Origin of the sequence: Bradyrhizobium sp. SZCCHNR1093 (assembly GCF_032381175.1) — a bacterium.
In the GTDB taxonomy this organism is placed as follows: domain Bacteria; phylum Pseudomonadota; class Alphaproteobacteria; order Rhizobiales; family Xanthobacteraceae; genus Bradyrhizobium.
In genome coordinates, this window is record NZ_JAUHJJ010000005.1 from 390,700 (window position 1) to 414,986 (window position 24,287).

Below are 24,287 nucleotides of genomic sequence, written 5' to 3' on the forward strand. Positions count from 1 at the left end.
ACCACGTTCCATACGCCTCCTGCTGCAGCGGCTTCGACTCCTGCTCTCCCCCGCCGCGATGCCGCGGCGCAGTATCGGACCCGACACTGCAACGGCACCCTCTGCCTGTCCGACGCCTCCCAGCGAAGCTCAGCGTCGAACGTTCATCTCGTTCGTAACCCTGGCGCCGACGTCAGACCGATGGCCTGCCGCACCTGCAGTGAACATCGGCGCCGGACCACGATCAACCCGCCTGCTTCACGCGCATGTACCACTCGACCAGCCGACGGACCTGCCGCTCGGTGTAGCCGCGTTCGACCATGCGCGCGACGAAGTCGTCGTGCTTCTTCTCGGTCTCGCCGTCCTTCTTGGTACCGAACGAGATGACCGGAAGCAGATCCTCGACCTGCGAGAATATCCTCTTTTCGATGACTTCGCGGATCTTTTCGTAGGAGGTCCAGGACGGATTTTTGCCTCCATTCTGGGCTCGGGAGCGCAGCGAGAACTTGACAACCTCGTTGCGGAAGTCCTTCGGGTTGGCGATCCCGGCCGGCTTCTCGATCTTGGTCAGCTCCTGGTTCAACAGCTCGCGATTGAGCAGCTGTCCCGTATCGGGATCCTTGAAGTCTTGATCCTCGATCCAGGCGTCGGCGTAGTCGACGTAGCGATCGAACAGGTTCTGGCCGTAATCGGAGTAGGATTCGAGATAGGCCTTCTGGATCTCGTGGCCGATGAACTCGGCGTAGCGCGGCGCGAGATCCGCCTTGATGAATTCGAGGTATCGTTTCTCGAGCTCCTCGGGCAGTTGCTCGCGCTTGATCGACTGCTCCAGCACGTACATCAGATGCACGGCGTCGGCCGATACTTCCGCCGTATCGTGATTGTAGGTCGCAGCCAGCACCTTGAAGGCAAAGCGGGTGGAGATGCCGTCCATGCCCTCGTCGACGCCGGCAGCATCGCGATATTCCTGCACGCTGCGCGCCTTCGGATCGGACTCCTTGAGGCTCTCGCCGTCATAGACCCGCATCTTGGCATACAGCGTCGAGTTCTCGTGCTTGCGCAGGCGCGACATCACCGAGAAGCGGGCGAGCGTGTCCAAGGTCGCCGGCGCGCAGGGCGCGGTGGAGAGCTCGGAGCCCTGGATCAGCTTCTCGTAGATCTTGCGCTCCTCGGTGACGCGCAGGCAGTACGGCACCTTGATGACGCAGATGCGGTCGATGAAGGCCTCGTTGTTCTTGTTGGTCTTGAAGCTCTGCCACTCCGACTCGTTGGAGTGGGCGAGGATCACGCCGTTGTAGGGAATGGCGCCGATGTTCTCGGTGCCGATATAGTTGCCTTCCTGCGTCGCCGTCAGCAGCGGATGCAGCATCTTGATCGGCGCCTTGAACATCTCGACGAACTCGAGAATGCCCTGGTTGGCGCGGTTGAGACCGCCCGAATAGCTGTAGGCGTCGGGATCGTTTTGCGCGTAGGTCTCGAGCTTGCGGATATCGACCTTGCCGACCAGCGAGGAGATGTCCTGGTTGTTCTCGTCGCCGGGCTCGGTCTTGGCGATGCCGATCTGGCGCAGCCGCGACGGCTGGATCTTGGCGACGCGGAACTGTGAGATGTCGCCGCCGAAGGCTTCGAGCCGCTTGTAGCACCACGGGCTCATCAGGCCGGACAAACGGCGGCGCGGAATGCCGTATTTCTCCTCGAGCATCGGGCCCAGCGTGTCGGGATCGAACAGGCCGAGCGGCGACTCGAACACCGGGCTCAGCTCATCTCCGGCCTTGAGCACGTAGATCGGATGGGTTTCCATCAACTGCTTCAGCCGTTCGGCCAGCGACGACTTGCCGCCGCCGACCGGTCCGAGCAGATAGAGGATCTGCTTGCGCTCTTCGAGACCCTGCGCGGCGTGACGGAAGAAGCCGACGATGCGCTCGATCGTGTCCTCCATGCCGTAGAAGCCGGCGAATGCAGGATACAGGCGAACCGTCCGGTTCAAAAAAATACGGCCAAGGCGTGGGTCCTTGGCCGTGTCTATCATCTGAGGCTCGCCGATCGCAGCTAGTAGTCGTTCAGCGGCGTTCGCGTATCGCATCGGGTCGGTTCGACACGATTCTAGATATTCCTGCATCGACATGTCGGTCTGGCTGCGTGCCTCGAACGACCTTGCGAACGCGTTGAACAACGAATCGTTGTACATGATCCCTCTCCACGTAGGTTCCGCCGCACTGCTGCAACGGGCCGAGATCCAAGTACGTTCCTGCTGATCCCGAACCGACTCAGAGTGAAGCGCGCTAGCCCCCATTGGGCACCGTCTTCGTCCTTTTCCGCAACGCAAAGTGCATGCAGCATATGCCCTATCAACATGCACTTCGCTCAATAGTTCGGCAAAAGCCGGCCGACTCTCCCCATTTGTACCTCATTGTCTCTGCTTCGCAACATCCGCAATACCCCGGCACCGTAGTCTCCCTGCGCCGCACAAGGTGTTGTGAAGCCACGTGAACTGGTGGCGTGACAGCTCCAAAATCAGTCTCTCTTCCCGAAGTGAACCGCGAGTGAACGCAACTCTTCCCGCAAGCGCTCCAGGCAGGGAACGTCTCATTCGCTGCACGACCTGATGCGCGCCGGCCACGGCGGCCGACCAAACACGGGCCTGCTGCGATCGCATCTGCCGTCGCTCATACAACGTCCTCGAGGGAGCGATGAGCGCGCGCATCTCATAGGGCCGCGCGCACGCATGTTCGCCGCCTGAACCGAACGGCGTGAAATAACGCGCGACCGAAGCCGGACGGATCACTCGATGCCGATCATTGCCATGATCACACGGCTGTTCGCCGCTGAGCATCTGCAGCCGGAAAGCATCATGGGTTATCCGCCGACACTCGTGAGGCGCTGCCGAGGCGACAACCGTGAGACGTTCGCCATGATCCGTTGCGTAGGGCACCATTCCCCAGAACACATGTGGCACCTTTCCAGCATTGCAAGCCGGAGAAGCTTGATCGACGGCATTTGCTTGCCTCCCGGGGCCTCTCCGGCGCACGAGCACTGCTGAGGTCGACGCAGGCCGAACGCCGACCGCGCTCTGGCGGCTCTGCCGCGCGCTTTGGCCGGAACGATCAGCGGCAGGCTTCGCGTCGCCTGCCGATCTCCCTCCGGACGCGCCCCGCCGGCACGTCACCCCGGCTCGAAGCTCTTGGGATTCCAGAGGGATCAATCCATTATGAATGGCGTTCTCCTGAGGGCTGGCGCATAGTTGTTCATGTGAGGTCCCTATCGACCTGGCAGCTGCCAGGCGGGAACCCAAAAAAGCAAGCCGACGCACATAGATAGGCATCATGAATCCGGTCAAAGCTCTCGAAGAACACGGCCAGGCGGTCTGGCTCGATTTCCTCGCACGCGGCTTCGTCGCCAGGGGCGACCTGAAGCGGCTGATCGATGAGGATGGCGTCAAGGGCGTCACCTCGAATCCCGCGATTTTCGAGAAGGCGATCGGCAGCTCCGACGAATATGACACACCGATCGCCACGGCGCTGAAGAACGGCGATCGATCGCCGACGCAGCTGTTCGAGGCCGTTGCCGTCGAGGACATCCAGAATGCCGCCGACGTGCTGCGGCCCGTCTATGACCGCTTCGATGGCAATGACGGCTTCGTCAGCCTCGAAGTCTCGCCCTATCTGGCGATGGACAGCAAGGGCACGATCGCCGAGGCCGAGCAGCTCTGGACGGCGGTCGACCGCAGGAATCTGATGATCAAGGTGCCGGCGACCAACGCCTGCCTGCCGGCCATCCAGCACCTGATCTCCAAGGGCATCAGCGTCAACATCACCTTGCTGTTTTCGCAAGACGTCTACCGGCAGGTTGCCGAAGCCTATATTGCCGGCCTCGAAGCCTACGTCGGCGCCGGCGGCGATCCGTCGCATGTCGCCAGCGTGGCCTCGTTCTTCGTCAGCCGCATCGACAGCGTGGTCGACAAGCAGCTGGACGAGAAGATCGCCCAGGCCAATGATCCGACCGAGAAGGAGCGGCTGGCCGCGCTCAAGGGCAGGATCGCCATCGCCAATGCAAAGATGGCGTATCAGGACTACAAGCAGCTGTTCGCCGGCGCGCGCTGGGAGCGGCTGGCCAAGCAAGGGGCCAAGCCGCAGCGGCTGCTCTGGGCCTCCACCGGCACCAAGAACAAGGACTACAGCGACGTCCTCTATGTCGAGGAGCTGATCGGGCCGAACACCGTCAACACCGTGCCGCCGGCCACGCTGGACGCCTTCCGTGATCACGGCAAGGTGCGCGACAGTCTGGAGGAAGACGTCGATGCCGCCCAGGCCGCCCTTGAGGATCTGGCGAAGACCGGCATCTCGCTCGACGACATCACTGCAGATCTCGTGATCGACGGCGTCAAGCAGTTCGCGGACGCCGCCGACAAGCTCTATGGCGCGGTTGCGCACAAGCGCGCCGTCGTGCTCGGGACCGGGCTTGGGCAGCAGTCGATCGCGGTTGCTGCTGATCTGGAGAAGAAGGTCGCCTCCGCCACTGAGGACTGGCGCAAGGACGCCAGGATCCGCCGACTCTGGCACAAGGACGCGACGGTCTGGACCGGCCGTGACGAGCACAAATGGCTGGGCTGGCTGACCAGCGCGGAGAAGGCCGACATCGCCGATTACGAGGACTATGCGCAGCGGGTGAAGGGACAGAAATTCTCCGACGCCGTGGTCCTCGGCATGGGCGGCTCCAGCCTCGGGCCGGAGGTGCTGGCCGAGACCTTCCCGCGCAAGGCCGGCTTCCCCAAGCTGCATGTGCTCGACTCCACCGATCCGGCGCAGGTGCGCGCGATGGAGAAGGCGATCGACATCGCCAGGACGGTGTTCATCGTCTCGTCCAAGTCGGGCGGCACCACCGAGCCGAACGCGATGAAGGACTATTTCTTTGCGCGCGTATCCGATGCGATCGGGCCCAAGAAGGCCGGCCATCGCTTCATTGCCGTGACCGATCCCGGCTCGTCGCTGGAGAAGGCGGCCAAGGCACAAGGCTTCGCCCGCATCTTCCACGGCGAGCCGAGCATCGGCGGCCGCTATTCGGTGCTGTCGCCGTTCGGCCTGGTGCCGGCCGCCACCGCCGGCATCGACGTGCGCAGGCTGATCACGCTGGCGCTGTCCATGGTGCGCTCCTGCGGGCCCGACGTGCCGCCGCTGCAGAACCCGGGTGTGCAGCTCGGTCTGGCGATGGGCCTTGCCGGCCTCGAAGGCCGCGACAAGGTGACGATCTTCGCCTCGCCCAAGATCGCCGATTTCGGCGCCTGGGCCGAGCAGTTGATCGCGGAGTCCACGGGCAAGGAAGGCAAAGGCCTGATCCCGATCGACGGCGAGCCTATCGCATCGCCTGAGCTCTATGGCAGCGATCGCTTCTTCATCGATATCAAGGTCGAGGGCGACGAGGTGGCGGGCCATGACGCGAAGCTCGCCGCGCTCGAGGAGGCCGGTCATCCGGTCGTGCGCATCGTCATGACGTCGATCGACCAGCTCGGCCAGGAATTCTTCCGCTTCGAGATAGCGACCGCTGTTGCCGGCGCCGTGCTCGGCATCAACCCGTTCGACCAGCCCGACGTCGAATCGGCCAAGATCAAGACCCGCGAACTGACCGCGGCGTTCGAGCAAAGCGGCGCACTGCCGGCGGAGGAGCCCGTCGTATCGATCAAGGGCTGCGAGCTTTACACCGATGCGCAGAACGTCGAGAGCCTGCGCGGGCATGGCGCCGACGGAACGCTTGCGTCCTGGCTGAAGGCGCATCTCGGCCGCGCCGGCGACGGCGACTACATCGCCCTGCTGGGCTATATCGACCGCAATGCAGGCAATATCGACACGCTGCAGCGGATCCGGCTGAGGCTGCGCGATGCCAAGCACCTCGCCACCTGCGCCGAATTCGGTCCGCGCTTCCTGCACTCGACCGGTCAGGCCTACAAGGGCGGTCCGGACAGCGGCGTGTTTCTCCAGATCACCGCCGACGATGCCGAGGATCTGCCGATCCCCGGGCAGAAGGCGAGCTTCGGCGTGATCAAGGCGGCGCAGGCGCGCGGCGATTTCGACGTGCTCACCGAGCGCGGGCGCCGGGCTCTTCGGGTCCATCTCAAGGGCAATCTGAAATCGGGCCTGAAGATGCTCGACAGCGCGATCAGCGAAGCGCTGAGCTAGGAAGGGCCTCGTCGATGCAGCTTGGAATGATCGGTCTCGGGCGGATGGGCGGCAACATCGTGCGCCGCCTGATTCGCGCGGGGCACTCCTGCGTGGTCTATGATCGCGACGCAAAGGCTGTGGCCGCGCTGGTCTCCGAAGGCGCCACCGGCGCCGCGAGCCTCGAGGAGTTCGTCGGCAAGCTCGCCACCCCGCGGCACGCATGGATCATGCTGCCGGCCGGCAAGATCACGGAAGCCACCGTCGAGCAGCTCACCGGGCTGATGACCCGAGACGATGTCATCATCGACGGCGGCAACAGTTTTTGGCAGGACGACGTCCGCCGCGGCAAGGCGCTGAAGGAGCGCGGTCTGCACTACGTCGACGTCGGCACCTCCGGCGGGGTCTGGGGCCTCGATCGCGGCTACTGCATGATGATTGGCGGCGATAAGCCGGTCGTCGACCGGCTCGATCCGATCTTCGCCGCGCTCGCGCCTGGGATCGGCGACATCCCGCGCACACCGGGCCGTGATGGCCGCGACCTGCGCGTCGAGCAGGGCTATCTGCATGCCGGTCCGGTGGGCGCCGGGCACTTCGTCAAGATGATCCACAACGGCATCGAATATGGCCTGATGCAGGCCTATGCCGAGGGCTTCGACATCCTCAGGAATGCGAACAGCGCGGCGCTGCCGCAGGCGCACCGCTTCGACTTCGATCTCGCAGATGTCGCCGAGGTGTGGCGCCGCGGCAGCGTCATTCCGTCCTGGCTGCTCGACCTCACCGCCAGCGCACTGGCGCGGCAGCCCGGTCTGGAGAAATATTCCGGCTATGTCGAGGATTCCGGCGAGGGCCGCTGGACCGTGAATGCGGCGATCGACGAGGCGGTACCGGCCGAGGTGTTGACCGCCGCCTTGTTCGCCCGTTTCCGCTCGCGCCAGGAGCACACGTTCGCGGAGAAGATTCTCTCGGCCATGCGCGAAGGCTTCGGCGGACACAAGGAGCCTGAACAGCACCCAGACCCGGCGCGCCAGAGCGCGCCCGAGATCGTCAAGCCCAGGGACGACCGCGCGTGACCCCGCTGCATCCGCACCAGCCGCGACATCAGAAGCCCGACGCTTGCGCCTTCGTGATCTTCGGTGTGACCGGCGATCTGACCCATCGGCTCGTCTTGCCATCGCTTTACAATCTCGCGGCCAATCATCTGCTGCCGGACAGGTTCTGCATCGTCGGCATTGCCCGCAAGGGCATGTCGAGCGAGCAACTGCGCGACAATCTCATGGAAGGCCTGCGCAAATACGCGACGCGCCCGATCGAGGACGAGATCGCCCAGCGACTGCTGCAATGCGTGACCGCGATCGAGGCCGATCCGAAGGAGCCGGAAAGCTTCGATCAGTTGAAGGAGAGGCTGGAAAAGCTGGAAGCCGCGCGGGAGACCCACGGCAATCGGCTGTTCTACCTGGCGACGCCACCGAGCGCCTTTGCGCCGATCGCGCAACAGCTCGGGCGCGTTGGGTTGCTGCGCGAGGACGGCAAGGCTTGGCGCCGCCTCGTGGTGGAAAAGCCGTTCGGCACCGACCTCGCCTCGGCCAAGAAGCTGAACGACGAGCTGCTGCAGCTCGTGACCGAGCACCAGATCTACCGGATCGATCATTACCTCGGCAAGGAGACGGTGCAGAACATCCTGGTGCTGCGTTTCGCCAATGGCATGTTCGAGCCGATCTGGAACAGGCATCACATCGACCACGTGCAGATCACCGTCGAGGAGAAGCTCGGCGTCGGGACGCGCGGCAGCTTCTACGACGCGACCGGCGCGCTGCGCGACATGGTCCCCAATCATCTATTCCAATTGCTGTCGCTAGTGGCGATGGAGCCGCCGGCACGGTTCGATGCACATACCGTCCGCTCCGAGAAGGCGGAGGTGCTGTCGGCGATCCAGCCGTTGAGCGAACGGGAGGCGTTGCTCAATTCGGTGCGCGGCCAGTACACGGCTGGCATGATCGGCGACGCCGAGCTGCCCGACTATCTGAGGAGCAAGGACGTCCGCCCCAACAGCACCACCGAGACCTATGCCGCCTTCAAGCTCACGATCGACAATTGGCGCTGGGCCGGCGTTCCGTTCTATCTGCGCACCGGCAAGGCGCTCGGCGCCAAGCGCACCGAGGTCGCGATCAAGTTCCGCCAGGCGCCGTTCGCGATGTTCAGTTGCACGCCGATCGAAACCCTGGCCGAAAACTATCTGGTCATCGGCATCGAGCCGACCCAGAGCATCACGCTGCAGTTCAACACCAAGGTGCCCGGCCCCACCATCCGCACCGATGGCGTGCAGATGAAGTTCAACTACAAGGACTATTTCCAGGCTGAGCCGGCCACCGGCTACGAGACGCTGATCTATGACTGCATGATCGGCGACAACATCCTGTTCCAGCGCGCCGATAGCGTCGAAGCCGGCTGGAAGGCCGTCGAGCCGTTCATCGGGGCGTGGAAGAAGGCTGGCCGCGATGGCCTGCATTCCTACGCGGCCGGCAGCGAGGGACCTGAGGCGGCGGCCGATCTCCTGGCCCGCGACGGCCGCAGCTGGCGCAAGCTGGTTTAGCCGTGGCCGGGCCGCAGGACTGCAAGCTCGTGCGCGTCGCCGACCGGGCGACGATGGCGAGGGTCGCGGCCGAACATCTCCTGGCTCGGACTGATACCAATCCGGGACGCGTGGCCATCTGTCTCACCGGGGGATCGAGCCCGAGGCAGCTCTATGAGCTGCTGGCGACGGACGCTTATCGTGAACGGATTCCATGGCCGCGCGTCCACTGGTTCATCGGTGACGAGCGATATGTTCCGCCCGGCGATTCCCTGCACAACATGACCACGGCACGTCACGTGTTCCTCGATGCCTGCGCGCCGGCCGCCAACATCCACCCGATCGCGACCGATGGGTCGGACCCGGAGGCCATTGCCCGCGACTATCAGCGCACGCTGGAAGCGTTCTACGGCGCCGCGCGGCTCGACTCCGGGCGGCCGCTGTTCGACCTCGTGCTGCTCGGCATCGGTCCCGACGGCCATGTCGCGTCGCTATTTCCCGGCTTTCCCGCAATCGACGTCACCGATCGCTGGGTTGTCGGCGTCGACAAGGCCCACGTCGCACCCTTCGTGCCGCGGATCAGCCTGACCTTGCCTGCGCTCGCCTCCTGCCGAACCATGCTGTTCGAGGTCGCCGGTGCCGACAAGCGCGCGGTCATGGCGCGGGTACTGGCCGGTGAGGACCTGCCCGCCAATCGCGCCCGCTCGATTCAGGAGACGATCCTGCTCATCGACAGCGAGGCCTGGCCGGAGGGGCAAAGTGGCGAGATCTGACCTGCCCCATGCGCTCGTCATTATGGGCGTGTCCGGCTCCGGCAAGAGCACGATCGGGCAAGCATTGGGCCAGCGCCTCGGCTGGCGCTTCGAGGATGGCGACAGCTTTCACCCGCCCGCGAACGTCGTCAAAATGAGCGCCGGCCACCCGCTCACGGACGAGGATCGCTGGCCCTGGCTGCAGGCCATTGCGGCGGAGATCGCGCGTTGTCGTACTGCGGGCCAGCACATCATCATCGCCTGCTCTGCGCTCAAGAAGGCCTATCGCGACATCCTCGTCGGCGGCCGCAACGATGTCCGCATGGTCTATCTCCAGGGCAGTCAGGAGCTGATCGGCGAGCGGATGAGCCATCGCGAGGGGCACTTCATGCCGCCGGGCCTGCTCGCCAGCCAGTTCGCCACCCTGGAACCACCTGGGGCCGGCGAGCATCCCATTACCGTCTCGGTCGACGCGCCGGTCGCGGCGATCGTGCACGACATCATGCAACAGCTTCACGCCGGTCGGCGCTGCTCCTGACCGCGAACAGGAAGGGCTCATGACCCGCATCGCTCTCGTCGTATCCGACGTCGACGGCACGCTGCTGACCAAGGACAAGGTTCTGACCGAGCGGGCCGCGAAGGTGGCGCGACGGCTGCATGAATGCGGCGTCGCCTTCACGCTCACCTCGAGCCGCCCGGCGATCGGCATGCGCTTTCTGATCGAGCCGCTGCAGATCAGCCTTCCGGTCGGCCCGTTCAACGGCAGCTCGATCATCGGCGCCGACATGCGCCCGCTCGAGCAGAGCCTGATCCCGCCCGCGGCCGCCGCGCGCTGCGTCGATCTTCTCCATCAATCCGGCGTCGACATCTGGGTCTTCACCAATGATGCCTGGCTGACGCGCAATCCGGACGGCGAGTACGTCCCGAACGAGCGGCGCGCCATTCGCGCGGAGCCGACGATCGTCGACGATTTCTCCCCCTATCTGTCGAACGCCTGCAAGATCGTCGGCGCCAGCAGCGATTTCGAGCTGCTGGCGCGCTGCGAGAGCCAGATGCAGCAGGCATTGGGGGCGGAAGCGACCGCTGTCCGCTCGCAGAGCTACTATCTCGACATCACGCCGCCAGGCCGCAACAAGGGCACCTTCGTCAAAGCGATGGCCCAGCGGCTCGGCATCCCGCTCGACCAGGTCGCGACCATCGGCGACATGCATAATGACGTCGCGATGTTCGAGGTGAGCGGCTTGTCGATCGCCATGGGCAACGCCAGTGACGAGGTGAAGAGCAAAGCCAAGCGCATCACCACGTCCAACCAGGACGAAGGGTTTGCCAATGCGATGGAGATGATCCTGGCGGAGAACGCGCAAGGCTCATCCGCAAGCTGACGCGCGGCAGCTCAGGCTTCCGACCGCTGCCTCGCGGGTTTGTCGCTGGCCTTCTTGGCGCTGCTCAGATTCTGCGCCGTGTTGATCAGCGCGATATGCGTCAGCGCCTGGGGAAAGTTGCCGGTCTGCCGCCGTGCCCCGGTGTCGTACTCCTCGGCCAGCAGCCCAACGTCGTTGGCGATGTTCACCACGCGGCGGAACAGCATCTCGGCCTTCTCCGTATCGCCCGCCAGGACATGCGCGTCGGCCAGCCACAGCGTGCAGGCCAGGAACGCGCCTTCGATCGGCTGCTGCTCGTCCGGAGAGACGTCGCGCGGATCGTGCCGGAGCACGAAGCCATCCCGCAGCAGATGCTGCTCGATCGCCTCGACCGTGCCGCGAATGCGCGAATCGGAGCACGGCAGGAAGCCGACCGCCGGCAACAGCAGCAGGCTGGCATCGAGCAGCCGCGAGCCATAGGACTCGACGAAGCTGCCGAGGCCTTCGTCGTAGCCCTTGTCGCAGACGTCGCGATGAATGGCCTCGCGCAGCCGCCGCCAGCGCTCCAGCGGCGCCTTGAACCCGAACTTCTCCGCGCTCTTGATCGCGCGATCGAACGCGACCCAGGTCATCACCTTGGAAAACACGTAATGACGGCCATCGCCGCGGCGTTCCCAGATGCCGTGGTCGGGCTGGTCCCAGACGTCGGTGAGATGGTCGAGCACCGCGCATTCCAGGTCCCAGGTGCCGTCCTCCAGCTTGAGCTTGGTCATGCGGGCCTGGTGGAAGGCATCCATCAGCTCGCCGTAGACGTCGAGCTGGAGCTGCGCATGCGCGGCATTGCCGATCCGCACCGGCTGGGCACCCTCGTAGCCCGGCAGCCACTCGGCCTCCCACTCCATCAGCCGCCGCTGGCCCATGATGCCATACATGATCTGCATATAGGCGGGAGCGCCGGCCGCGGCGCGCAGCAGCCAGTTGTGCCAGGCCAGCGCTTCCTCCGTGTAGCCCGAGTTCATCAGCGCCAGCAGCGTGAATGTCGCGTCACGCAGCCAGCAGAACCGGTAGTCCCAGTTGCGCCGGCCGCCGAGCTTCTCCGGCAGCGAGGTGGTCGGCGCCGCGACGATGCCGCCGGTCGGCGCGTAGGTAAGCGCCTTCAAGGTGATCAGCGAGCGCATCACAAGCGCACGATGCTCGTCCTGATGGGTGCAGCGCCGCGACCAGTCGGCCCAGAACGTTTCGGTGTCGTCAAGCGCATGATCCGGATCGATCGCCTTGGGCACCGGCAGATGCGACGGACCGTAGGTGAGCACGAAGGGCACGGTGTTGCCGGCAGCGACCTCGAACTCCGCCACCGTGGTCATGTCCTCGCCGCGGGTGGCGACCGGCGTGTGCAACACCGCCATGTCCTGGCCGCAGATGGCGAGCAGCGCGGAGCGATCCCCCGAGCGCTTCACCCAGGGAATCTCGATGCCGAAGCCGAATCGGATGATCAGCTCCATCCGCATGGCGACCCGGCCGGAGACGCCGCGGACCAGCCGAACGACATCGGAGGCGCTGCCCCGTGGCGGCATGAAATCGATCACCTCGACGGTGCCGGTCGCAGTTTCGTATCGCGTCTCGAGGATGAGGCTGTCGCCGCGATAACGGCGAGACGTCGATCGGACGTCGCCGCGCGGCTCGATCAGCCAGCGGCCATGGCTGCGATCTCCCAGCAAGGCTGCGAAACAGGCATCCGAATCGAACGCCGGCCAACACAGCCAGTCGATCGACCCGTTCCGGCTCACCAGGGCAGCCGTCTCACAATCACCAATCAGCGCGTAGTCTTCGATCCTGCAGGACATTTGGCATCCGCGTGCAACTGCCCCCCCGCAATCCCCCCGTTCTAAACGCCGGCCGGGCTGATCCGTTCGGCGGTCGCCGCCTTCAACGCCGCGACGCTGGTCGCACCGGCGATGTTCTCGAGCTTGATCGGCATCTTGCGGCGCCAGTTCGGATGCTCGTCGATCGTGCCGGGAATATTGGGCTGATCGACCACTTCCAGCAGATCCTCCAGGGAAATCACCAGCAGCCGGGACCGCGTCCGCGACAGGAAGGCGATCGCTGAGTGGACGTCGTTGGCTCGAATGCCGTTTTGGCGGAGCACCTCGTCCCAGAGCCCCAACGCATCCCAGCGATCCTGGTCGCTTTCACCGGGATCGATGCCCAGCCCGCGTTTGGTCTTGAGATCGCCGAACGAGCGCCAGCCGGCGTAGGTCGAGAGATCGTGGGTATTCAGCGTCACCAGCGCATTCGGCGGATAGAAGTCGACATCGCGGAAGCGCCCGTTGTCGTCGCGTTCGAAGATCATCACCTTGTAGGACCACAGTCCCCAATCGGCCATCTGCTCGCGAAAGCCCTCCGGCACGGTGCCGAGATCCTCGCCGATGACGATGCATTCGTTGGCGACGCTCTCGATGACGGTTGCGGCGAGCAGCGCCTCGAACGGCATCTGCACGTAAGCGCCCTGCTTGGCCGGAAATCCGTGCGGCACCAGATAGAGCCGCTTCAAACCGAGCACATGGTCGAGCCGGATCGCGCCGGCATGCCGCATCGACGCCCGGACCATTTCCCGGAACGGCTCGAAATTCTTCAGCGCCAGTCCAGGCGCGTTGAAGCCGGCGAGCCCCCAGTTCTGCCCGACCGTGTTCAAGGGATCGGGCGGCGCCCCGACCGACAGCGTGCGCGAAATGGCGCCCTGCTCGTTCCAGGCATCGAAACCGTCGGATTGAACGCCGACCGCGACGTCGAGATACAGACCGACCTTCATTCCCAGCCGCTGCGCGAGATCCCTGCAATGGCTCAATTGTCGTTCGGCGAGCCACTGCACATAGGCGACGAAATCGGCCTCCCTCCGATCGGGGCCGCTGAGCAGCGCCGCGCAGCGCCCCGCATCGGGCTGCCGCCACTCCTCGGGCCAGTCCCACCACGGCTTCTGGAAGCGATGCCGCAACACCTCGAAGCAGGTGAAGCGCGCCAGCAGATCGCCGCGCTCGGCGCGGTAGGCCTTGAACTCCGCCGCCGCGGCGGCGCCGGGCGCAGCCATGAAGGCGTCGAAGGCCGCGCGCAAGGCCGGCCATTTCAACGCCGCCACTCCCTTGTAGTCCACCAGCTCGGCCTGCCGCAGCGGCTCGAGCACCTTGCTGTCCGGCCCGTTCGCGAAGCCGGGCGCCTGCTCCACATCGACATAGAGCGCATTCAGGAACAGCCGGCTATTCGGTGCGTAGGGGCTGAAATCGCCCGGCCGGTCGTCGAACAGCGCGTGCAGCGGATTGAGGCCGACGCCATCGGCGCCGAGCTTGGCGCAAAGCGTGATGAGATCGGCAAGATCGGTGAAATCACCCATGCCCCAGTTGCGACCGGATCGAATGCCGTAGAGCTGGACCGCCAGCAGCCAGACGCGATCGAAATCACCGCCGAAGGCCTTCGCCGGCGCGACCAGCAGCGGCAGCTCCTCGCGGTACGACGACGCATCCACCAGCTCGAGGCGATAGCTGCCGACCGGCAGATCACCCGGCCACTCGACCAGGGCCTCAGCGGCCTGCCCGGAGGCTGTCTCAGCGTCGCCACGCCTGATGGTCCACCTGACTGGCAGCTTGGTCGCCTCGTTGAGGCGGCTGCGCGCCGGCTGCCCGGACCGAATCACGACCGCGCCGCTCAGCAGCCGATGAGGCGTGGGCCTGGGAAAAGCCTCAACGATGATCTTGAGCGCCGCTTCGTCGGTGACACGACGCTGCCCCTGACCATCGTAGAATTCTGTCAGGATTCCGAGACTATGGGCTTCGCTGTAGAGATCCATTCGGCACGCGATCTGGACGTAACGGGAGGCGTACGTCGTAAATTGTTGTGGGACGGCAAGAAGATAAGCCCCTAACGCCGCGGCATGGCCGTCGTTCCCGGGGGAACAAAACGAGCCTTGCAGCTTTGTAAGGGGGTCGTCTCGGTTTCTAGCGAACCGGGACGCCGTTTTCTTGTCAATGGCATCACCGTGAACAAATTTGCGCACACGTTCGAGAGCGTCACCCCCAAGGACGCTTTCTCCCCTATTCTGCCCTCTTTTGAGGAGAGCCGCATCTGCCGAGACCGAGACATCTTTCGAGACGCCTCCGATCGCAGCTGCATCATCATCCTCTCTCCTAGGTGAGGGCCTCGTGAACCTGATGTCATCCCTGGATTCGCCGAGTCTGCAGACCGAGACCGACGGCGACGGTCTCTGGTACAAGGACGCGATCATCTACCAGCTGCACGTCAAGGCGTTCGCCGACAGCAACAATGACGGCGTCGGCGACTTCGCCGGCCTGACCGACAAGCTGGATTATCTGCAGGACCTCGGCGTCACCACGCTGTGGCTGCTGCCGTTCTACCCCTCGCCCGGCCGCGACGACGGCTACGACATCGCCGATTACGGCAGCATCAATCCCGATTTCGGGACGATGAAGGAGTTCAAGCGCTTCATCCAGGAGGCCAAGCGGCGCGGCCTGCGGGTGATCACCGAGCTCGTGGTCAATCACACCTCCGACCAGCATCACTGGTTCAAGCGCGCCCGGCGCAGCCCGCCCGGCTCCAGCGCCCGCAACTGGTACGTCTGGAGCGACACCGACCAGAAATATCTCGGCACCCGAATCATCTTCACCGATACCGAGAAGTCCAACTGGACCTGGGATCCGGAGGCCGGCCAGTTCTACTGGCACCGCTTCTTCTCGCACCAGCCGGACCTCAATTTCGACAATCCGCGCGTGGTCAACGCGATCATCCAGGTGATGAAACGCTGGCTCGATGCCGGCGTCGACGGCTTCCGGCTTGACGCCATCCCCTACCTCTGCGAGCGCGACGGCACCAACAACGAAAACCTCCCCGAGACGCATGCGATCATCAAGCGCCTGCGTGTCGAGCTCGACAATTACGCCAAGGACAAGCTGCTGCTTGCGGAAGCCAATCAGTGGCCGGAGGACGTTCAGGAATATTTCGGCCAGGGCGACGAATGCCATATGGCCTATCACTTCCCGCTAATGCCGCGCATCTACATGGCAATCGCCCAGGAGGACCGCTTCCCGATCACCGACATCCTTCGCCAGACGCCCGACATCCCCGCGACCTGCCAATGGGCGCTGTTCCTGCGCAACCATGACGAGCTGACGTTGGAGATGGTGACCGACGTCGAGCGCGACTATCTGTGGTCGACCTACGCCAACGATCCGCGCGCACGCATCAATGTCGGCATCCGCCGCCGCCTCGCGCCGCTGATGGACAACGACCGGCGCAAGATCGAGCTGATGAACTCGCTGCTGATGTCGTTCCCGGGCACGCCGATCATCTACTACGGCGACGAGATCGGCATGGGCGACAACATCTATCTCGGCGACCGCAATGGCGTACGAACGCCGATGCAATGGACTCCCGACCGCAATGGCGGCTTCTCGCGCGCCGACCCGGCGCGGCTCTACGCGCCGATGATCATGGACCCTGTGTACGGCTACGAGGCGGTCAATGTCGAGGCGCAATCGCGCAGCTTGTCGTCGCTGTTGAACGCCACCAAGAAGCTGATCTCGGTGCGCAAGTCGACGCTGGCCTTCGGCAGGGGCACCATGACCTTCATCCGCCCGGCCAACCGGTCGGTGCTGGCCTATGTCCGCCAGTACAAGGACGAGGTCATCCTCTGCGTCGCCAACCTGTCGCGCTCGGCGCAGGCGACCGAGCTCGATCTCTCGCCGTTCAAGGATCGCGTCCCGATCGAGATGCTCGGCCGCTCGCGCTTTCCCGCGATCGGCGAGCTGCCTTACATGATCACGCTCGCGCCCTACGGATTCTACTGGTTCCAGCTCAAGGAGCGCGAGAAGTCGGAGCCCATCATCCAGCGCGCGGTGCCGGAGTTCGAGACGCTGGTCGTGCCGCTCGGCTCGACCTGGGTATCGCTGGCTCGCACTCGCAGCGTGTTCGAACGCGACGTTCTGCCCGGTCATCTGGCGCGCGCGCGATGGTACCCCGAGCGCTCGGCGGACGCGATCCATCCGACGCTGACCTCGGCGATCCCGTTCTGCGACATCGGCGACAACCGGCCCTGGCTGATCTTCTTCAAGGCCGCTGAGCGCGACGACAAGCTGCGCTATATGCTGCCGATGCAGATCGAATGGGTCCGCTTCGATCGCGATCGCTACAATCCGCAAGCCTTTGCCGCCGTGCGCCAGGGCGCCCGCGAGGGAACACTGCTCGATGCAGCGACCAGCCCGATCTTTCTTGCGCTGCTCCTGCACAATCTGAAGCAATCGCTGACGGTCGAGGAAAACGGAGTGCGCCTCGAATTCCGGCCGACGTCGCGGTTTCCGGACAAGCCAATCCGCGAATCCGAGCAGGTGCGCGTGGTCGAAACCGACCGCTGCAGCAGCAAGGCGGTCGTCAACAACGAGTTCTTCATCAAGATCCGCCGCGAGCTGGAGGCCGGCCCGCATCCGGAGATCGAGATCGGCCGATTCCTCACGGAGGCGGTGGGCTTCGCCAATGTCCCGCCGCTGCTCGGCAGCATCGAGGTGATCCAGGAGGGCGAGCGGCAGACCGTCGGCTGCGTCCATGGTTTCATCGAGAACCAGGGCGACGGCTGGACCGTCAGCGCCGCCTATCTCGATCGCTACGTCGACGACCAGCGCGTGTTCGCCGCGAGCGGCGACGTGCGGCAGAGCGAGGAGCTGTCGCCCTATCTGCGCTACATGGCGCAGGCAGGCCGTCGCGTCGGCGAACTGCATGCGGCGCTCGCCTCGCGCAGCGACGTCGCCGATTTCGCGCCCGAACCCACGACCGCAGATCATCTCGATCACTGGATCGACCGGCTGCGCGCCCAGGCCGGACGGGTCCTGACGGACCTGAGCGAGCGCCGCGATCACCTCAAGGATCCGGAACGAGGGCTGGTCGACCAGGTGCTCGCCAGGCGCGGCGAGTTGTCGGAGCGCCTCAGCAGCCTGATCCCGCACCATGTCGGCGGCTGCGACATCCGGCTGCATGGCGATTTCCATCTCGGCCAGATCCTCATCGTCAAGGATGATATCTTCATCATCGATTTCGACGGCGACGAGGAGCAGCCACTCGCCGAGCGCCTGCGCAAGGCGCCGCCGGCCCGCGACATCGCGGGCTTCCTGCGCTCGATCGATTGCTCGGTCCGCGTCGCGCTCGAGCGTGCTCTGAGGGCAGGCCCGGACGATCACGGCCGGATCCCCGCCGCGCTGTCGGAATGGCGCGACCAGGCTGTTACGGCCTTTTTGACGGGTTATCGGGAGATCAAGGCCAACCAGCGCCTCTGGCCGGACGATCCGCACACCGCGGAGGCGCTCCTTAACTTTTTCATGCTGGAAAAAGCCCTCGGAGCGCTCGAATATGATCTGGCTCACCGGCCGGACTGGTTGCGCGTCGCATTGGGCAACCTGCTTCGCGTCCTGTCCGAGCCAGCATCAGCCAGCGAGTCCTCATGACCCATCTTTCTCCCGAGGCGTTTGCGATCATCGAAGGTCGGCATGCCGACCCGTTTCGCTATCTCGGTCAGCACAATGTCGACGGGCGGACCGTGGTGCGTGCCTTCCTGCCCGAGGCCTCGCGGGTCGAGGTGGTCGGCGAGCACGGCGAAGTCTCGCCGCTGACGCGCGTCCATGATGCCGGCCTGTTCACCGGGACCATGCCGTCGCTGCAGCGCTATCGGCTTCGGGCGACATTCGGCGACCACGTCACCGACCTCGAGGATCCCTATCGTTTCCTGCCGATCCTGAGCGATTTCGACCTGCATCTGCTCGGCGAAGGCAACCATGAGCGGCTTTACGACAAGCTTGGCGCGCATCCGATGGTGCTCGACGGCGTCGATGGCGTCGGATTCGTCGTGCTCGCGCCCAATGCACGTCGCGTCAGCGTGGTCGGCGATTTCAACTTCTGGAATGCGCGGCGCCACCCGATGCGCGTCCGCGGCAACGGCTATTGGGAGCTGTTCATTCCCCGTGCCAGGGCCGGCGACCACTACAAGTTCGACATCATCGGCCCGCAGGGCGAGCACCTGCCGCTGAAATCGGACCCGATGGCCTTCGCGGCCGAGACGCGTCCCAAGACCGCATCGATCGTGATCGACGAAACCAGCCTGCCGCGGCCTCGGCCGGCGCCACATGACATCAACAAACTGAATCGACCGGTCTCGATCTACGAGGTGCATCTCGGCTCCTGGCGGCGCAAGGACAACAACCAGTGGCTGACCTATCGCGAGCTCGCCGAGCAGTTGCCGGCCTATGCACGCGACATGGGCTTCACGCACATCGAATTCCTGCCCGTCAGCGAGCATCCGTTCGACGGCTCCTGGGGCTATCAGCCGACCGGCCTGTTCGCGCCGACCAGCCGCTTTGGCAGTCCTGAGGATTTCTGTGCGCTGGTCGATGCCTGCCACCGCGAAGGCCTTGCCGTGTGGCTCGACTGGGTGCCGGGCCATTTCCCGGATGATCCGCACGGCCTCGGCCATTTTGACGGGACGGCGCTTTACGAGCACGCCAACCCGATGCAGGGCCGGCATCTCGATTGGGGCACGCTGATCTACAATTACGGCCGCACCGAAGTCGCCAACTTCCTGCGCTCGAACGCGCTGTTCTGGCTGGAGCGCTACGGCATCGACGGCCTGCGCGTCGATGCCGTCGCCTCGATGCTCTATCTCGACTACAGCCGTCCCTCCGGCGGCTGGATTCCAAACAAATATGGCGGGCGCGAGAATCTCGAGGCGATCGAGTTTCTGCGTCGGACCAATATCGACGTGTTCGGTCATTTCCCGCAGGCGACCACGGCTGCCGAGGAATCCACGGCGTGGCCGCAGGTGTCGCGCCCAGTCGACATGGGTGGGCTCGGCTTCGGCTACAAGTGGAACATGGGCTGGATGCATGACACCTTGCGCTACATCAGCAAGGATCCGATCCACCGCAAATATCATCACGGCGAGATCCTGTTCGGCCTGCACTACGCCTTTTCGGAAAACTTCATCCTGCCGCTGTCGCATGACGAGGTCGTGCACGGCAAGCGCTCCATTCTCGGCCGGATGCCCGGCGACGACTGGCAGCGCTTTGCGAATCTGCGCGCCTATTACAGCTTCATGTTCGGGCATCCCGGCAAGAAGCTCCTGTTCATGGGCTGCGAGCTCGCCCAGGAGCGCGAGTGGAATCACGACACCTCGCTCGACTGGCATCTGCTCGGCGATGCCAAATATGCCGGCATCCAGGCCCTGATCCGAGACCTCAACCATCTCTACCGCAACGTGCCGGCACTGCATGAGCGGGACTGCGAGCCGGACGGATTCGAGTGGCTGATCGCCGATGACGCGGACCGCAACGTGTTCGCCTGGGTGCGAAAGGGCTTCGATGAGCGCGCGCGCTGCGTCGTGGTCGTGAACTTTTCGCCCAACGTGTATTACAATTACCGGGTCCGCGTGCCGTTCGGCGGCAAATGGAGGGAAGCTTTCAATTCCGACTCCCTGCATTATGGCGGCAGCAATGTCGGCAATGTCGGCCAGGTCCATGCCTCTGAAGAACACCAGCTCAACCTCATCCTCCCGCCCATGGCAGCGGTATTTCTCGTCCCGGAAGCCTGACGCAATGCGTCTGGCCGCAGGAAGCCACGCCCGTCTCGGAGCAACCTGGGACGGACGGGGGACCAATTTTGCCTTGTTCTCCGCCAATGCCGAGAAGGTCGAGCTCTGCCTGTTCGACAGCCAGGGCCGGCGAGAGATCGAGCGGATCGAATTGCCGGAGCGGACGGAAGATGTCTGGCACGGCTATCTCAACGACGTCTCGCCGGGGCAGCTCTACGGCTACCGCGTCTACGGGCCCTACGAGCCGGAGCGCGGCCACCGCTTCAATGCCAACAAGCTGCTGCTCGACCCCTATGCCAAGCGGCTCGCCGGCCGGCTGGTCTGGAGCGATGCCCATTTCGCCTACCGCGCCGGCTCGCCGCGCGAGGATCTCTCGTTCGACCGGCGCGACAATGCCCGCGGCATGCCCAAGGCGGTCGTCATCGACGAGACCTTCAACTGGGGCCGGCGCGAGATGCGGCCGCAGATCCCGTGGGAGGACACGATCATCTACGAGGCCCACGTCAAGGGCCTGACCACCAAGCGCGACGACGTACCGCCCAATCTGCGCGGCACCTATGGCGGACTCTCCTCGCCCGCGATGATCAAGCATCTGAAGCGGCTCGGCGTCACGACGATCGAGCTGCTTCCGATCCACGCCTTCATCGACGACCGCATGCTGGTCGAGAAGAAGCTCGTCAACTACTGGGGCTACAACACCATTTCCTTCTTCGCGCCGGAGCTGCGCTACGCGCAGGACAATCCGCTCGATGCCTTCCGAACGACGGTGGCGCGGCTGCACGATGCCGGCATCGAGGTGATGCTGGACGTGGTCTACAACCACACCGCCGAGGGCAACCATCTCGGGCCGACCCTGTGCTATCGTGGCATCGACAACGCCTCCTACTACTGGCTCCAGCCCGACAATCCGCGCTTCTACGACGACTTCACTGGTTGCGGCTCGTCGGTGAACCTCACCCATCCGCGCGTGCTGCAGATGGTGATGGACTCGCTGCGTTACTGGGTCGAGGTCTGTCACGTCGACGGCTTCCGCTTCGATCTCGCGACGACGTTGGCGCGCGAGAAGCACGGCTTCGACCGGCGCAGCGGGTTTCTCACTGCGATCCGCCAGGACCCCGTGCTCGCCGGCGTGAAGCTCGTGGCAGAGCCGTGGGACGTCGGCCTCGGCGGCTACCAGGTCGGTGCCTTCCCGTCGCAATGGTCGGAGTGGAACGACCGCTATCGCAGCGCCATGCGCCGCTACTGGAGCGGCGAAGGCAGCCTGATCGGCGAGGTCTCCAGCCGCATGACCGGCTCGTCCGACATCTTCAATCACGACGGCCGTAGCCAACGCGCCAGCGTCAATCACGTCACCGTCCATGACGGCTTCACGCTGGCGGACCTGTTCAGCTACAACAGCAAGCACAACGAGGCGAACGGCGAGGACAATCGCGACGGCTCCAACGACAATCACAGCAACAATTGCGGCCATGAAGGCCCGACCGACGACGTCGCGATCAATGCGATGCGCCGACAGTTGCGCAAGAACCAGCTCGCCTGTCTGTTCCTCGCGCAGGGTCTGCCGATCCTGCTCGCAGGCGACGAGGTTGGCAACTCGCAGCACGGCAACAACAACGCCTATTGTCAGGACAACGATGTCGGCTGGGTCGACTGGAGCGGCATGGGCCGCGAGGGTGACGACCTCATCGACTTCATCGCGCACATGACCGAGCTGCGCCGCCGCTTCGGCCAGATCCGCGCACGCCGCTGGCTGGACGGCCGCCGCTCGGACGGCAGCTTCGGCGTGCTGTGGCTGACGCCTTCGGCGGAGGAGATGACGCAAACCGACTGGACCTTTCCCGACGGACGATTTCTCGCCTACGTGCTCGCCCCGTTGGAACAGGAGCAGGCTCCGATCTTTATCGTTCTGAATGCAGCGCCCGAAGAGATTGGATTCGAATTGCCCGAGCTCGCCGAATACAAGACGTGGCAGCAGGTCCTCGACACCACCGAAGCCCAGCAGAAGCAGGTCGATTTCACCGCCGGGGCCGACCTCAAGGCTCCGCCCCGCTCCGTGCTGGCGTATGCGGGCCTGCCATGAGCCCCCGTCAGTTCGGACCTCGCATCACCGGGAAAGGCACGACGTTCCGATTGTGGGCTCCCGCCGCCAAGCGCGTCGATCTGGTGCTCGACGGCAAGCACGAGATGCAGCGCCTCGACGGCGGCTGGTATGCGCTTGAGGTCGCCGGCGTCGGCGCCGGCACGCAGTATAAGTTCCGCATCGACGACGAGCTCGACGTTCCGGATCCCGGCTCGGATTTCCAGCCAGAGGACGTCTCCGGTCCGAGCGAAGTCATCGATCACCGCGCCTACACCTGGCGTTCCGAAAACTGGCGCGGCCGCCCGTGGCAGGATGCCGTGTTCCTGGAAAGTCATGTCGGCACCTTCACGTCGGAAGGCACCTACCGCGCGATGATCGACAAGCTCGATCACCTCGTCGAGACCGGCATCACGGCACTCGAGCTGATGCCACTGGCGGATTTCGCCGGCCGGCGCAATTGGGGCTATGACGGCGTGCTGCTCTACGCACCCGACAGCGTCTACGGCCGGCCCGACGACCTGCGGGCGTTGATCGACGAGGCCCATTTGCGTGGGGTGATGGTGTTTCTCGACGTCGTCTACAATCACTTCGGCCCGGAGGGAAACTACATCGGCCTGTATGCACCGACCTTCTTCACCGATGCGCATACGCCATGGGGCAGCGCGATCGACTACCGGCGCGCGGAAGTGTGCGCCTTCGCGATCGAGAACGCGCTGCATTGGCTGACGAATTATCGCTTCGACGGCCTGCGCTTCGATGCGGTCAATCACATCCTGTCCAACGAGGGTGAGATCCCGATGCTGCACGATCTGAGCGCGGCGGTTGGCAAGCTTGTCGAAGCAACCGGGCGGCACATCCATCTGGTGCTCGAAAACGGCGACAACCGCGCCAGCATGCTGGATTCCGCGGAGGAGCCGCCGCGCGGCAAATTCCGCGCGCAGTGGAACGACGATTATCATCATGCCTGGCACGTCATGCTGACGGGCGAGAGTGGCGGCTATTACGGCGACTACCAGCAGGCGCCGCGCCGCGATCTCGCTCGCGCGCTCGCCTCCGGCTTCGTCTATCAGGGCGAACCGGCGGCATTCTGGGGCGGCGATCCGCGAGGTGAGCCGAGCGGTCATCTGGCCCCCGGAGCGTTCGTCAACTTCCTGCAGAACCATGACCAGATCGGCAATCGCGTGTTCGGCGACCGGCTCGAGGCGCTGGCGCCGCCGCAAGGGATCGCGGCGGCGCTCGCGGTGACGCTGCTGGCGCCGACCGTGCCGATGCTGTTCATGGGCGAGGAATGGGGCTCGAAGCAGCCGTTCCCATTCTTCTGCGACTTCCAGGGCGACCTTGCGCATGCCGTGCGCAAGGGACGCCGCAAGGAGTATGAGTGGGCATACGCCAGACATGGCGACGAGGTCCCCGATCCGCTCGACATCGAAACCTTCAAGTCCGCGATCATCGACTGGGACTCCCGTAATTCATCGCCGGGGCGCGAGCGTCTGGCGCTGGTGCGCGCGCTCCTCGCCGTGCGTCACAAGGAGGTTGCGCCGCGGCTTCCGGGCGCAAAATTCGGCGACGCTGATGTGACCGATGACGGTCGCCTGACCGCGCATTGGGAGATGGGCGATGGCAGCAGGCTGACTCTGCTTGCCAACGTCTCGGACAAGGAGCTCGCGGCTTCGCCGAACGGCGTCCCGGGCACTCCGATCTGGGGCGGCACGCCTGGAGACCGCCTGCCGCCGTGGTCCGTGTTCTGGAGCATCGGAGGATAG

13 protein-coding genes are annotated in these 24,287 nt (G+C 64.6%); 10 read left to right on the plus strand and 3 right to left on the minus strand.

The window, feature by feature from the left end; translation table 11 throughout:
- Nucleotides 1-223 precede the first annotated feature (223 nt).
- Nucleotides 224-2,167, minus strand: a complete 1,944-nt coding sequence (locus QX070_RS19710) for a PrkA family serine protein kinase (RefSeq protein WP_315738651.1) — start codon at nucleotides 2,165-2,167, stop codon at nucleotides 224-226.
- 1,135 nt (nucleotides 2,168-3,302) lie between these two features.
- Here QX070_RS19710 and QX070_RS19715 point away from each other — a divergent pair.
- The 6 genes from QX070_RS19715 to QX070_RS19740 are packed head-to-tail and all read left to right on the plus strand — an operon-like array spanning nucleotide 3,303 to nucleotide 10,834.
- On the plus strand, nucleotides 3,303-6,149 hold the full coding sequence (locus tag QX070_RS19715; protein ID WP_315738652.1) for a bifunctional transaldolase/phosoglucose isomerase: 2,847 nt from the start codon (nucleotides 3,303-3,305) through the stop codon (nucleotides 6,147-6,149).
- Between the two features lie 14 nt (nucleotides 6,150-6,163).
- Entirely contained in the window at nucleotides 6,164-7,201 is a 1,038-nt protein-coding gene (gene gnd / locus QX070_RS19720) for a phosphogluconate dehydrogenase (NAD(+)-dependent, decarboxylating) (protein WP_315738653.1), read from the plus strand.
- On the plus strand, nucleotides 7,198-8,721 hold the full coding sequence (gene zwf / locus QX070_RS19725; RefSeq protein WP_315738654.1) for a glucose-6-phosphate dehydrogenase: 1,524 nt from the start codon (nucleotides 7,198-7,200) through the stop codon (nucleotides 8,719-8,721). The genes gnd and zwf overlap by 4 nt, the downstream gene beginning before the upstream one ends.
- A 53-nt stretch (nucleotides 8,722-8,774) precedes the next feature.
- On the plus strand, nucleotides 8,775-9,473 hold the full coding sequence (pgl, locus tag QX070_RS19730; protein WP_315738739.1) for a 6-phosphogluconolactonase: 699 nt from the start codon (nucleotides 8,775-8,777) through the stop codon (nucleotides 9,471-9,473).
- The gene (locus QX070_RS19735) at nucleotides 9,460-9,990 is read left to right on the plus strand and encodes a gluconokinase (RefSeq protein ID WP_315738655.1); all 531 of its coding nucleotides are present in this window, start codon (nucleotides 9,460-9,462) and stop codon (nucleotides 9,988-9,990) included. The genes pgl and QX070_RS19735 overlap by 14 nt, the downstream gene beginning before the upstream one ends.
- A 19-nt stretch (nucleotides 9,991-10,009) precedes the next feature.
- Complete coding sequence (locus QX070_RS19740) at nucleotides 10,010-10,834, plus strand: HAD family hydrolase (RefSeq protein ID WP_315738656.1); 825 nt, start codon at nucleotides 10,010-10,012, stop codon at nucleotides 10,832-10,834.
- An 11-nt stretch (nucleotides 10,835-10,845) separates the two neighbouring features.
- Here the strand turns inward: QX070_RS19740 and QX070_RS19745 are convergent, their stop codons facing one another.
- Nucleotides 10,846-12,657 carry a glycoside hydrolase family 15 protein gene (locus QX070_RS19745; protein WP_315738658.1) on the minus strand — a complete coding sequence of 604 codons (1,812 nt, stop codon included), beginning with the start codon at nucleotides 12,655-12,657 and terminating at the stop codon, nucleotides 10,846-10,848.
- Nucleotides 12,658-12,698: 41 nt separating this feature from the next.
- Entirely contained in the window at nucleotides 12,699-14,651 is a 1,953-nt protein-coding gene (malQ, locus tag QX070_RS19750) for a 4-alpha-glucanotransferase (RefSeq protein ID WP_315738659.1), read from the minus strand.
- Between the two features lie 352 nt (nucleotides 14,652-15,003).
- On the opposite strand from malQ, the gene treS reads away from it, so the two are divergent.
- The 4 genes from treS to treZ are packed head-to-tail and all read left to right on the plus strand — an operon-like array spanning nucleotide 15,004 to nucleotide 24,287.
- Nucleotides 15,004-18,309, plus strand: coding sequence for a maltose alpha-D-glucosyltransferase (gene treS / locus QX070_RS19755; protein ID WP_315738660.1), 3,306 nt, complete (start codon nucleotides 15,004-15,006; stop codon nucleotides 18,307-18,309).
- On the plus strand, nucleotides 18,306-20,444 hold the full coding sequence (gene glgB, locus QX070_RS19760; RefSeq protein WP_315738661.1) for a 1,4-alpha-glucan branching protein GlgB: 2,139 nt from the start codon (nucleotides 18,306-18,308) through the stop codon (nucleotides 20,442-20,444). Before treS ends, glgB begins: the two co-directional genes overlap by 4 nt.
- A gap of 4 nt (nucleotides 20,445-20,448) precedes the next feature.
- The gene (gene glgX / locus QX070_RS19765; protein WP_315738663.1) at nucleotides 20,449-22,524 is read left to right on the plus strand and encodes a glycogen debranching protein GlgX; all 2,076 of its coding nucleotides are present in this window, start codon (nucleotides 20,449-20,451) and stop codon (nucleotides 22,522-22,524) included.
- Nucleotides 22,521-24,287 carry a malto-oligosyltrehalose trehalohydrolase gene (treZ, locus tag QX070_RS19770; RefSeq protein ID WP_315738664.1) on the plus strand — a complete coding sequence of 589 codons (1,767 nt, stop codon included), beginning with the start codon at nucleotides 22,521-22,523 and terminating at the stop codon, nucleotides 24,285-24,287. Before glgX ends, treZ begins: the two co-directional genes overlap by 4 nt.